Raw genomic sequence first — 12,212 nt, forward strand, 5'->3', positions numbered from 1 at the left:
AATAGTGGTCATCTAATTTTCTGTAGCGACTCCACAAGTGTTTTCACAAGGAAGGTTAAATCAACCTGTTTAATCGTTAACGGCGGTGCCAGTGTTAAGACATTATTATATCCCGCTACAGTTGCCCCATTTTTCCCGATAATAATCCCTTCCTGCTTACAGTTAGCGATGACTTGATTGACAAGAACATTTCCCAACGGTTCCTTGGTATGCTTATCCTTTACTAATTCAATTCCAATCAGTAAGCCCTTCCCACGAACATCACCCACATATGGGTGGTCTTGCAAAAGATTCCTTAAATCATTTAATAGCTGTGCACCTAAATCACGTGAACGATCAAATAATTTCTCGGTTTCCATAATCTCGAGATTTTTTAAAGCGAGGGCACAGGCTGCTGGATTCCCTCCAAAAGTATTGACATGACGGAAGTAATCATATTCCTCACTGCCTTTAAATGCTTCGTAAATATCTTTGCGAACCGCCGTGGCAGAAAGAGGCAAATAGGCGCTGGTAATTCCTTTTGCCATGGTAATGATATCAGGTTTGACACCGTAGTTCATATAACCGAATGGCTTACCTGTACGGCCAAAACCGCAAATGACTTCATCAACAATGAGCAGGGCCCCGTGTTTTTCACAAACCTCTTTTGCGGCTTTCATATAATCATCCGGTGGAATGAGGACACCGCCCCCAGTAATAATTGGTTCCATAATCATTGCAGCAATGGTTTCACTTAACTCCCAAGTCATCGTCCGGTCAATTTCTTTTACTGAAGACAGTTCCTTTGGATCTGTCACATTTGTTTCATCCCTGTAAGAATCAGGTGGAGAGACATGAATAAAACCTGGTGCAAGCGGTTCGTACTTGTATTTTCGTTGGGCCTGCCCAGTTGCAGCGAGTGCTCCCATTGAATTCCCGTGATATGCCCGGTAGCGTGAGACGATTTTATATCGGCTATGCTCACCCTTTTGCTGGTGGTACTGTCTAACTATTTTAAAAGCGGCTTCATTGGCTTCAGAACCGCTGTTAGAGAAAAAGATGACATACTCATCACCTATTATCTCATTCAACTTTTCTGCCAGTTTTATTGCAGGAATATGGCTTTGTGAAAGTGGAAAATAGGCCATTTCCTTCAGTTGCTCATAGGCTGCTTCGGCAAGCTCAGTCCTGCCATAACCAATATTCACACACCAAAGGCCGGCCATCGCATCTAAATACCGTTTTCCATCAGCATCTGTTACCCAAGAACCTTCTGCCTTTGCTGCGACTAACGTCGCGTTTGGATTATAAGGCTTCATCGAGTGCCATACATACTTATCATCCTGTTCTAACAAAGTTTCCTGGGATCGACTTGTTTGAACCATCCTCTTCCCTCCATTTCTTACCATTGGTGCCTGACACCAATGGTACTCAGGCACTTTTGCTTTTCTATTTTCTACTTATCAAATCTCGAAGTAATCATTTTCTTCCGTGTATAGAAATTCAGACCATCTTTTCCGTTTACATGCATGTCACCGTAGAAAGAATCCTTCCAGCCTGAGAATGGGAAGAATGCCATTGTTGCCGGTACGCCTACATTAATTCCAAGCATCCCTGCATCTGCTTCTTCACGGAATTGACGTACAGCCTTAGCATTGTTGGTATAAATGGTTGCGCCATTTCCATACCTGGATTTTCGGATATATTCCAATCCTTCATCTAAATCATTGGCACGAAGCAGACTCAATACTGGTGCGAAGATTTCCTCTTTCGCAATCGTCATGTCCGGTGTGACGTGATCAAAAATAGTTGGCCCTAAGAAATTTCCTTCAGGTAGATCATCCATTTCTCTGCGTCCATCCCTAATTAAGTCCGCACCTTCTTCAAGTCCTTTTTCAATATACCCAAGAACTTTTTCACGATGTTCCCTGCGGATAATTGGTGTTAATAGCACCTCATCATCCATTCCATTGCCAATAATTAATTCATCTGCCTTTTTCTTTAGCGCAGTTACAAATGGCTCGTTATCACCGACAACTATAACTGCACTACATGCCATACAACGTTGTCCTGCACTTCCGAACGTGGAACTGATAACATGTTGGACCGCTTTATCCATATCGGCATCTGGCATAACAATATGATGATTTTTTGCACCAGATAGAGCTTGAACCCGCTTTCCTTCAGCAGCAGCTCGTTGATAAACATACTTGGCAACTGGTTGTGAACCTACAAATGAAATCGCCGCAATGTCTTTATGCTCGAGTAAACCATTGACAACATCATGGGCACCGTGGACCACATTCAACACACCTTTTGGTGCTCCAGCTTCTGCGAACAACTCAGCTAATCGATTGGCTAATATTGGTGTGCGTTCAGAAGGTTTTAGTACAAATGTGTTTCCACAAGCGATAGCAAGCGGGAACATCCAAAGCGGCACCATCATCGGGAAGTTGAACGGAGTGATCCCGCCGACAACGCCTACAGGATAACGAAACATTTCAGAATCAATATCTTCAGCAATTCCTGATAACGTTTCACCCATCATTAACGTTGGCGCACCAGAAGCAAATTCTACACACTCAATTCCACGCTGGACCTCTCCAAATGCTTCTTTGTATGCCTTTCCATTTTCTAAAACAATTAATCTTGCTAATTCTTCATGGTTTGCAGTTAACAAGTGATGATACTTAAATAGAATTCTTGCTCTTTTTGGGACTGGGACGTTTTTCCACTCTTTAAATGCTGTTTTTGCTGCTATAACTGCTAGATCTACATCCTCTTTTGATGAAACAGGAACTTTGGTTAACAGCTCGTTCGTGGCTGGGTTTGGAACATCTAGTGTTTGGACACTATTGGAATCCACCCATTCTCCATTAATGTAATTTTTTAAAACCGCCGTATCCTTTTTTGTTACACTCATATATTCAACCTCCTAATATTTATCTACTGTTTAGAATTTTCTAACTTTATTTGCCTTATAAACTCATTATCTCGTATCTAACCCCCGCTTTCATTAGACACTTTGTAAGATGAAGCGGGGTATTTCTTTGACGATATGAGTAACCGTCCATCATTATTCCAGTTTTCGGAATCTATTTTTGCTTGTCGGGGATTGGGATGATTCTAAATAATCTTGGACCAGCAGCATAAATTCAATAGCCACTCGTTTTTCATGTTCCATAAAATCATCACCAAGGATGTTTTCAAGCTTTTGCAAGCGATGGTACAGTGTTTGCCTGACGATATAAAGCCTGCTCGCGGCTTCCTGTTTTGAACCATTACACTCTAAATAGACTTTTAACGTCTCTAGCAACTTGCCATTATATTTCTGATCATAGTGAATCACTGGCTGTAAATACTCTTCTGCAAACTCTTGTAGATTGATATGTTTACTCATTTGAGAAATCAGACGATATAAATGCAAATCTTCATAAAAATAATAGTCAGCTTTGTTAGACATTTTTTGCTGGATTCGCTGCGTTTCCTTTGCTGATTGATAACTTTTATGTACGTCATTTAAATTCCCGATAAAACTTCCAGCTGCAATCATTATTTTCGCTGAACATTGTTTTCTAATAAACTCAGATTCGATTATGGATTCGATTGCCGTTTTAATTCGTTCCTTTACATTTTTCTTCGTCCGGTTGTTAACAAGAATAAACGTGATTTCATTTCTTTTTTCAACCGAAAACACTGTAAAGCCATTTTGTTCAAGTACAGAACGAAATAATAATTTTAGATACGTAACATCTTGAGTTATTTTCTCTTTTAGGGGAATAAGCTTGGTAATTAAGACCACGGCTTCATTGGTTTTTGTTTTGATCCCATTCTGGACAAAATATTCACCAATGCCTTCGAGTGAATGCTCACCTTCAAGCCAGCCATACAGCCACTCAAACTCCTCCACGCGCTTTTTTTCTTCGACATACATTTCCCTTAATAAATGCTGGGCAAGCGCTGTAGCGGTTCGATCTAAAATTAATGAATCGTATTCACTAATTGGAAGATCTTTAGAATAAATAAATAACTCAGCGCATTCTTGCCCAAACAAGAAAATTGGGTGTGAGGCAATATGTTCACATGGGTATGTTTTATATGCTTTGAGTCGGTTAATCAATGTTTTTTGTTCAAGTTGATTGATTTCTGGAACAAATTCATATTCTTGACTTTTTAAACGGAAAATAATTTGTAAATCCAAAGTGGAATACATACAGTGCAGAATATCTTCATAACTTTCAATCGTTAGCAGTCGTTTATTTAAGCTTTGGGAGTAATTCTCTAAATCAGATATCTTCTGGTATTGCTGGTTAATGATTATTGAGTGGATGTCTTGAGTGATTTGTACAAACGGAACTTCTTCAGAAAAAACGATGATGGGAAAATGATGATCATTAGCAATTTCAATGACTTCGACTGGTATCTCTGTCATGTAAGTTCCCATTTCAATACATAAGCCTGCAGCTTGGTTTTCAAGAAATTCCTTCACCATCGATACAAATAAATCAGTATTTTCCCTCCAGGCAACACCAGTAGAGAGAATAAGTTCATTTCCGTTGAGGAGATTTCGAATACTCGTGACCTCGACAACATGAACCCATTTGACAAATCGATGAATTCCTTTTTCCCCGGCAATAACCTGTGCATTTTCAAAATTCTTTCGCTTTAAGATATCGGCCACTGTTAAATGAAAATGGTCTTTGATCATTTGACTCTCCTTGGAAAAATAGGATCAGAAAAAATGGTTGAAAAAGGATTGGTCTTGCAACCAATCCTTTCATTTATATCTAGTGAATGATCGGGAAGTATACTTTTATTACACTAAGCATTGACTCAAATGCGTCACGATCGAGAAAATCCTCAGAGTGCCAATTTTCCATGATCCATGCCACTAATTCCTTTGCAGTGTTAAAGTACTCACCGCTCGAGTCAGATTTTCGAATCGTATAACGGCCATTGTCTTCATCAATTGTAACTTCACAAGGATAGGCATTATCTTTGGATCTTAAATAAAATTCCATCCTTCCCACCCCTTTATTACTTTTTCAAACATGTTCATCTTGTATGGTTCTGCTTTAATAGTAGACTTGTAAAATACTTACGGGCATTTGCTGTTCCGATCTTTAGTATTTCGGTGACATTTCCTTTTGGATGTGCAAACTCAACAGTTGCTCCGTTTAGATGTTCATTCACACCACTGATCCGATACCCTTTTTGGATTAGAAAATCAATTTTATCTCTTTCATCTAAAAATTGCTGATAATCTGACATCAAATCCCCCCTTTTTTGAATTCATTTTATTTCTTATCGTATTTAGGCCATTTACTAGAATTATTAAATGGATAATGTCTCGCTTTGATTTACGAGAGCATTTTTATTATATTTCGCACGCTTTAAATATTGGCCAGATCCTGGTTTACCCACAAACTGCTTGTCGCGGACAACAAATTCACCACGGGATAACACGGAAACAGGCTCGCCAGTTATTTTCATTCCTTCAAACGCATTGTAATCGACAGCCATATGGTGTGTTTCAGCCGAGATCACACGTTCTATGTTTGGATCAAAGATAACAAGGTCTGCATCTGCACCAATAGCGATTGTCCCTTTATTCGGGAATAAACCAAAAAGCTTTGCGCTGCGCGTAGAGGTAATATCGACAAATTGATTTAGACTAATCCGTCCTTTCTTCACCCCTTCAGAGAATAAAACAGACAAACGATCTTCAATAATTGGGCCGCCATTCGGAATTTTGGTGAAATCATCTTTACCTAAGTCCTTTTGCCCTTTAAAATCAAAGGAGCACTGATCGGAGCCGATGGTTTGCAGTAGACCGCTCTTTAAAGCATTCCATAAAACGTCTTGATTCCACTTTTCTCTTAGTGGTGGAGACCAAACATATTTTGCTCCTTCGAAATTAGGTTTTTCTAAATAGCTTTGGTCCAGAACTAAGTATTGCGGGCATGTTTCACCCCAAACATCAAAGCCCTTGCTGCGTGCTTTAGCAATTTGTTCAACAGCATCCGCACAGGAAACATGGACTACATATAACTGTGAATTAGCAAGGCCCGTGAAATTTGCGGCACGGCCTGTAGCTTCTCCCTCTAACTCCTGCGGTCTTGTTAAGGCGTGGTAAATTGGGGCTGTATTTCCTTCATCAAGGGCTTTCTTTGTTAAGAAATCGATGACATCCCCATTTTCAGCATGGACCATAACTAAGGCACCATGTTCTTTTGCAGAGATTAGTGTCTTAAACAATGTTTCATCATCGGCTTGAAACACATTTTTGTACGCCATAAACACCTTGAAGGAGGTAATTCCTTCTTCACTAATCACTTGTGGAAGTTCACCCAGGACCTCCTCGTTGATTTCAGAAATCATTAAGTGGAAGCCATAATCTATAACGGCTTTTTCTTTTGATTTATCATGCCAGGTTTGAATGGCATTTTTCAGTGGCTCACCCTTATTGGTTAAGCAAAAATCGATCACTGTTGTTGTGCCGCCAAAGGCAGCAGCGATAGTTCCTGATTCGAAATCATCCTTCGTTACCGTCCCTCCAAAAGGCATATCGAGATGGGTGTGTGGATCAATCCCTCCTGGAAATACAAAACAGCCCTTCGCGTCAATGACCTCCGCTCCAATCGCTGATAGATTTGTCCCAATTTGTGTGATCTTGCCATCCTCAATTAATATTTCTCCTTGATACGTGTCAGCAGCAGTGACGATCGTGCCGTTTTTAATAATTTTTTTCATTTTATTTTCCTCCAATCTATTTACTTAGTAATATCTGCTTTACATTCGACGACTCCACTAAGTGCAGCCTGACGCTCATTCCAGGTCATCGGTGAAAATTCGCTTGGGACTTCCACCATGTCAATTGCTCCATCAACTGGACAAACAATCGAGCATAAATTACAGCCGACACAATCCTCTTCTCTCACTTTAAGGATACTCTTTCCATTTTCGTCCGTTAACATATCAATACATTGGTGCGAGGTATCTTCGCAGGCAATATGGCACTTGTTGCAATTAATGCAAACATCTGTATTGATTTTTGCAACGATATTGTAGTTCAAATCCAAGTTGCCCCAATCCGAGTATCTAGGGACCGATTTCCCGATGATTTCAGAAACGGAGGCAATTCCTTTACTATCGAGGTAATTGCTTAATCCCTCAATCATGTCCTCAACAATGCGGAATCCATGGTGCATGGCGGCGGTACAAACTTGAACACCTGTTGCACCCATCAACATAAATTCAACGGCATCCTTCCAGTTGGAAATACCGCCAATTCCTGAAATTGGGACGTTAATATGTGGATGTCTTGCACATTCCGCGACCATATTTAAGGCAATCGGCTTTACTGCAGGTCCACAATACCCGCCGTGTGCCCCTTTTCCGGCAACATGAGGAATCGTATTCCATGAATCAAGGTCAACGCCCATCAGGCTATTAATCGTATTGATCATACTAATCGCATCCGCACCGCCATTGCAGGCAGCTTCGGCCGTAGCCGTAATATCGGTTATATTTGGCGTTAATTTTACAATAACGGGTGTTTTGGCAACTTCCTTCGCCCAATAGGTTTGCCGTTCAACAAGGGCAGGTACCTGCCCGGAAGCCGCACCCATACCACGTTCAGCCATCCCGTGCGGACAGCCGAAATTTAACTCGAGTCCATCAACCCCTACATCCTCGACACGTTTTACAATCTCATGCCACTTTTCTTGCTTTGGTTCCACCATCAGAGAAGCAATAATGGCATGGTTTGGAAACCGCTTTTTCGTTTCATAGATTTCTTTTAAATTGACATCCAACGGTCTGTCGGTAATAAGTTCAATATTATTGAAACCTGCCACCCTATGTCCGTTGAAACTTACCGCAGCAAATCTTGAAGATACATTCAAAATAGGATCGCCCAACGTTTTCCAAACTGCCCCACCCCATCCTGCTTCAAAGGCTCTCTGCACTTGATAGCCAGAGTTGGTTGGCGGTGCCGATGCCAGCCAGAACGGGTTAGGAGATTTAATCCCTGCAAGATCGATACGTAAATCAGCCATCTATTTTTCTCCCCTTTATCAAATAAGAAGTTAGTTTACCGTTCCTACAACAGATAATTGCTTATGAATCGCATAGGCAACATCTTTTCCTTGTTGCGCAGCTGTTACGACCATGGCGTCTCCATTTCCTTTGCCAAACACGACATCACCACATGCGAACACGTTAGGATTGGAGGTTTGGAACGTTTCTGAATCTACCTTGACAACCCCACTAATATGCTGAAGACCAAATTCTTCAATCAGTTTTATGTGTCTCGTTTGTCCAATGGCTTTTACCACGGCATCAACTGGAAGCACATATTCAGACCCTTCAATAGCTATAGGGCGTCGACGTCCATCTTTTTCAGGCTCGCCAAGTTCCATTTTGATACACTCAATGCCCGTTACCTTTCCAGTTTCATCACCGATAATCCGTTTGGGTGCTGTTAACCACCGGAATTCCACACCGTCTTGTTTGGCGAATTCATATTCAAAGTCATAGGCGGTCATTTCTTCTTCCGTTCTTCGATATAAGATTTTGACATTTTCAGCTCCTAAGCGGACGGAACAGGTTGCACCATCAATCGCGGTATTCCCAGCGCCGATAACAACCACTCGTTTTCCAACAAAGTCTTCGGATAACTGTCCGCTTTTTGTTGCCTTAACAAATTCAATGGCATCATAGACACCCGCTAGGTTTTCACCTTCTACACCAAGATTTGGTACATGTGCCATTCCAACTGCCAAGACTACATAATCGAAATTTTCAGTAATTTCTTCTGCTGAAATATCCCTGCCGACTAAAGTGTTTGTTCTAATTTCTACATTCAGTTTCTCCACTTGATCTACTTCCCAGAAAGATACCCTTTGAGGTAACCGGAAAGAGACAATTCCATACGTATTTAAACCGCCCGCTTTCTCGGCCCCTTCAAAGATCGTAACCGCGTAACCTAATCTAGCCAGCTCCCTTGCTGCTGATAGTCCAGCTGGACCACCACCGATGATCGCCACTGTCCTTCCGTTGGGTTGGCCTGTTTGAAACAGTGTTTGACCATTTGCCATTGCCCAGTCAGTAGCATATCTTTGTAAATTACCAATCATAATTGGCTGGGTTGAGTGATTTAGGACGCAAGCCCCTTCACATAGTTCTTCTGTTGGACAAACCCTCGAACAACTTGCTCCGACAGGGTTGGATGACATAATTGTTTTTGCGGATCCTAATAAGTTTCCTGAGGCAATTTTTTTAATAAAGGTAGGAATATCAATACCTGTCGGACAGGCTTTAATACACGGAGCATCATAGCAATAGAGGCAACGATTGGATTCTTCAACAGCTTCTTGGTTTGTCAGCGCCTTTTCCACTTCTAGAAAGTTCTTTTCCAGATGTGATAAGGAAATGCGCTGCATTTTTTCATTCGCCATAGAGAAACCCTCCTTTTTTTATATGGTTTTTTCAAAACTTTTGGTTTAATTAAAGTTGTCCTTTTTTCTGAATTCACTAATGTAAGCGCTTTAATAATTGGATATTATCAAAAAGGGACCAACTCCTTTAGTGCAATTATTAATTTAGCAGAAAATTCTGCATCTTATACTAATTTTACAGATAGTAAATAAGCTTTTCACCTGACAATCTGTAAAATGATGCATGCAATAATTTAACCATTATGTAAAAAAGAAAGTTGTTTTCTAAGTATGTTGAATCCTAGAGGAGTATAGCTGTAAGTAAGTATTGATAGGGAATTGGGACAAAGTGTTAAAAGAGGGCTAGCTTTTCTTGTACTCTTTTCTGAATACTTTTTCAATTTAACATAATAATACCAAAAATAATGTAATAATATATCGATTTGTCAAATTTTCTTACATATTTTATTTGTCCGCATTGTAAGGCTTTTTCACCCTGATTATCTCTTGTATAACTGGACTTCTGCACGCTTACAAAAACATAATTCTCAACGAGACCCTAGTAAATACTTCTCGACAAATTCTTCCATGGGGATACCACCCTTTCGATAAAAAAAGTGTACTAACCGTAAAGTTAGTACACTGGAACTTGTTTAACTGAGATAATATTTAGCTAATTCGATAACCATTGCACCCATTCTTTCATTTTCAGGAACAACGACTCTCTCAATTCCTTCTTCCTTAATAGCTGCCTCAGTCACTTTGCCTACCGCAACAGCAACCACCTTTTCCTTGAAAGCGGCCATGATTTCTGGATAGATATTATTTTCTCGTGCATACTCAAAAAGCGAGTGTACCTGGGTAGCTGTGGTAAAGCACACTGCGTCACACTTACCGAACTGCAGTTCATGTATTAACCGTTCAACTGTCTCATTATCAGGTGCAATATGCTGATAAGGAAGGATTTTTTTTACAGTTGCTCCGCGCTCTTCTAAGAATTTTGTTAATTCCGGTGCTGTTTCACCATGCAGTTGTACCATAACTCTCGTTCCAGAGAAATCTACGTTTTCGAGTGCTAGTGCTAATCCCTTTGTTGTGCCATCCACATCGACCAAAAGTGGTTTCAGTTCATATTTTTTCAAAGCAGAGAGTGTCTTGTATCCTCTCGAGGCGATCTTGGCTTCACGAATAATCTTTAAAAATGAATCTTGTAAACCAAGTTTTGCTGCTAACTCCACAAGCGTCTCAAAGCCAATACCAGTGGTGAAAATCACCCAATCGGCCCCATTTTCCACGAATTCACGTATATCTGGTTCTACTTCTTTCTCTGCTAAAAATACTGTCCCTTGAAGGGGTCGAACGAGAGGAACGCCTCCCTGCTTTTCAATTAATGTACTTATTTCTTCTATCTTTCGCGAACCACAGATAACGACTTGCTTTCCGGTCAAACCCTTTTCCATCGTACTTACCTCTCAGACTAAAGTATAATATTTTTTTCTTTTGCAATTTGATCAATCTTATGCGAAGGATAAATATTCATCCCGCTGTTACCAACTTCGGCTACCGCTGCCATTGCCGTTGCGACGTTTTTAGCTTCAATAGCTTTATATGGGTGTAATGGACCCACCATGAGTATATTGATAAAAGAACTTGCTTTTGCGGCAATTTTTTCACTGAAACGAAATTCTTCTCTTTCCCCTAATAAAAGTGATGGCCTAAAAATATGTACAGATGGTAAACTTAACTTACCTAAAGATTCCTCAACTTCACCCTTCACTTGATTATAAAAAATACTTGATTTAGCATTTGATCCCATGGCGGTTATAATTAGAAATTTCTCTACCCCACTTACATTCGCTATTTTAGCGGCCTCGACTGGGTATTCATAGTCCACTTTTCGAAAAGCTTCTTTGCTTTTTGCTTTTTTAATAGTGGTTCCTAAACAGCAAAAGACGTCCGTTACCTGAAATAATTCTTGGTATGTATGAAGTTGCTCAAAATCAACAACATGCACTTCACATGCAGGATCATGACTTACAATTGGTCTTCGCACTAACAAATGGATTTTTTCATAATTTTTTTGTTGGATGAGGATTTTTACCAATTCATTTCCTACTAGTCCAGTAGCACCTAAAATCAGGGCTGTTTTTTTTCTGTTTTTCACATCTAGTCCCCTTTCAGTCCAACAATTTAAATCAATTTCGATAATAATCAGTCTGCTTGATTAAGATTATTGCACAATCCCCAGGAATAATGAAGAATATTTATCCTCCTAAGAATAATTTTACCTATATGTATTAACCTAAAAAGTGATGATATAAAATTCATGAGATACATGTGGAAAATCTCGAAAAAATTATCAATATACTAGAATAAAAATTAAATTTGTTTTTATGTTCAATTATTTTCTCATTGGACATACTGAAGAATGTGAAATTTTTATATAGGAGGAACATAGATGCCTAACGATTTCCAATTCAGTAATTTTATTAATGATGTTTCACTGCAAACGAAAATGGAAAATGTTTTTAGCTATACTTGTGGGTCATGGCAAAATTGCAATGAAGAAACAATCCAATCTTTCTTAGCCCAGTGTCTCGATTATAATATCGACCCACAGTACTGTATGAGTTGGGTCGAACAACATAAGGAAGAAATACCAAATTGGACGAATGTTTCGGAAACCTCATTAGGATGGGTGAACGAACACACCTCAACGGGATCAGCGATTTCGATTTCAGAACAGGATCTAAGTTGATAAATGGGGAGGGGAAACCCTCCCGGTTCATTTAC

At 39.9% G+C, this 12,212-nt stretch carries 11 protein-coding genes; 1 reads left to right on the forward strand and 10 read right to left on the reverse strand.

Translation table 11 applies throughout. The annotated features are described in order from the left end of the window. Nucleotides 1–8: 8 nt before the first annotated feature. The 10 genes from ACJ004_RS06530 to ACJ004_RS06575 form a co-directional block, all read right to left on the reverse strand. Nucleotides 9–1,364, reverse strand: coding sequence for an aspartate aminotransferase family protein (locus ACJ004_RS06530; RefSeq protein WP_410891933.1), 1,356 nt, complete (start codon nucleotides 1,362–1,364; stop codon nucleotides 9–11). A gap of 71 nt (nucleotides 1,365–1,435) precedes the next feature. Then, complete coding sequence (locus tag ACJ004_RS06535) at nucleotides 1,436–2,902, reverse strand: CoA-acylating methylmalonate-semialdehyde dehydrogenase (RefSeq protein WP_410891934.1); 1,467 nt, start codon at nucleotides 2,900–2,902, stop codon at nucleotides 1,436–1,438. Between the two features lie 153 nt (nucleotides 2,903–3,055). After that, nucleotides 3,056–4,687 (reverse strand): PucR family transcriptional regulator, encoded by a 1,632-nt coding sequence (locus ACJ004_RS06540; RefSeq protein WP_410891935.1) that lies wholly within the window; start codon nucleotides 4,685–4,687, stop codon nucleotides 3,056–3,058. A 79-nt stretch (nucleotides 4,688–4,766) separates the two neighbouring features. Next, the gene (locus tag ACJ004_RS06545; RefSeq protein WP_410891936.1) at nucleotides 4,767–5,000 is read right to left on the reverse strand and encodes a hypothetical protein; all 234 of its coding nucleotides are present in this window, start codon (nucleotides 4,998–5,000) and stop codon (nucleotides 4,767–4,769) included. 34 nt (nucleotides 5,001–5,034) lie between these two features. After that, nucleotides 5,035–5,250 (reverse strand): hypothetical protein, encoded by a 216-nt coding sequence (locus ACJ004_RS06550; RefSeq protein ID WP_410891938.1) that lies wholly within the window; start codon nucleotides 5,248–5,250, stop codon nucleotides 5,035–5,037. 63 nt (nucleotides 5,251–5,313) lie between these two features. Then, nucleotides 5,314–6,732: a dihydropyrimidinase gene (gene hydA / locus ACJ004_RS06555; RefSeq protein WP_410891940.1), complete on the reverse strand. Its 1,419-nt coding sequence runs from the start codon at nucleotides 6,730–6,732 to the stop codon at nucleotides 5,314–5,316. A gap of 20 nt (nucleotides 6,733–6,752) precedes the next feature. Then, a complete protein-coding gene (gene preA, locus ACJ004_RS06560; RefSeq protein ID WP_410891941.1) occupies nucleotides 6,753–8,039 on the reverse strand; it encodes an NAD-dependent dihydropyrimidine dehydrogenase subunit PreA in 1,287 nt (428 codons plus the stop codon). A 30-nt stretch (nucleotides 8,040–8,069) separates the two neighbouring features. Continuing rightward, nucleotides 8,070–9,440, reverse strand: coding sequence for an NAD(P)-dependent oxidoreductase (locus tag ACJ004_RS06565; protein WP_410891942.1), 1,371 nt, complete (start codon nucleotides 9,438–9,440; stop codon nucleotides 8,070–8,072). Nucleotides 9,441–10,072: 632 nt separating this feature from the next. Beyond that, nucleotides 10,073–10,879 carry a uroporphyrinogen-III synthase gene (locus ACJ004_RS06570; RefSeq protein WP_410891943.1) on the reverse strand — a complete coding sequence of 269 codons (807 nt, stop codon included), beginning with the start codon at nucleotides 10,877–10,879 and terminating at the stop codon, nucleotides 10,073–10,075. A 17-nt stretch (nucleotides 10,880–10,896) separates the two neighbouring features. Beyond that, on the reverse strand, nucleotides 10,897–11,583 hold the full coding sequence (locus ACJ004_RS06575; RefSeq protein ID WP_410891945.1) for an oxidoreductase: 687 nt from the start codon (nucleotides 11,581–11,583) through the stop codon (nucleotides 10,897–10,899). A gap of 294 nt (nucleotides 11,584–11,877) precedes the next feature. On the opposite strand from ACJ004_RS06575, the gene ACJ004_RS06580 reads away from it, so the two are divergent. Then, nucleotides 11,878–12,177, forward strand: a complete 300-nt coding sequence (locus tag ACJ004_RS06580; protein WP_410891946.1) for a hypothetical protein — start codon at nucleotides 11,878–11,880, stop codon at nucleotides 12,175–12,177. Nucleotides 12,178–12,212 lie beyond the last annotated feature (35 nt).

It is taken from the genome of Neobacillus sp. 204 (genome assembly GCF_046562815.1).
Lineage (GTDB): Bacteria > Bacillota > Bacilli > Bacillales > Cytobacillaceae > Neobacillus.

Excerpts from the sequence above, each read along its gene's own strand:
- ACJ004_RS06545 (WP_410891936.1), bottom strand. The coding sequence starts at position 5,000 with ATGGAATTTTATTTAAGATCCAAAGATAATGCCTATCCTTGTGAAGTT.
- ACJ004_RS06580 (WP_410891946.1), top strand. The coding sequence starts at position 11,878 with ATGCCTAACGATTTCCAATTCAGTAATTTTATTAATGATGTTTCACTG.
- ACJ004_RS06570 (WP_410891943.1), bottom strand. The coding sequence starts at position 10,879 with ATGGAAAAGGGTTTGACCGGAAAGCAAGTCGTTATCTGTGGTTCGCGA.
- hydA (WP_410891940.1), bottom strand. The coding sequence starts at position 6,732 with ATGAAAAAAATTATTAAAAACGGCACGATCGTCACTGCTGCTGACACG.
- preA (WP_410891941.1), bottom strand. The coding sequence starts at position 8,039 with ATGGCTGATTTACGTATCGATCTTGCAGGGATTAAATCTCCTAACCCG.
- ACJ004_RS06535 (WP_410891934.1), bottom strand. The coding sequence starts at position 2,902 with ATGAGTGTAACAAAAAAGGATACGGCGGTTTTAAAAAATTACATTAAT.
- ACJ004_RS06550 (WP_410891938.1), bottom strand. The coding sequence starts at position 5,250 with ATGTCAGATTATCAGCAATTTTTAGATGAAAGAGATAAAATTGATTTT.
- ACJ004_RS06540 (WP_410891935.1), bottom strand. The coding sequence starts at position 4,687 with ATGATCAAAGACCATTTTCATTTAACAGTGGCCGATATCTTAAAGCGA.
- ACJ004_RS06565 (WP_410891942.1), bottom strand. The coding sequence starts at position 9,440 with ATGGCGAATGAAAAAATGCAGCGCATTTCCTTATCACATCTGGAAAAG.
- ACJ004_RS06530 (WP_410891933.1), bottom strand. The coding sequence starts at position 1,364 with ATGGTTCAAACAAGTCGATCCCAGGAAACTTTGTTAGAACAGGATGAT.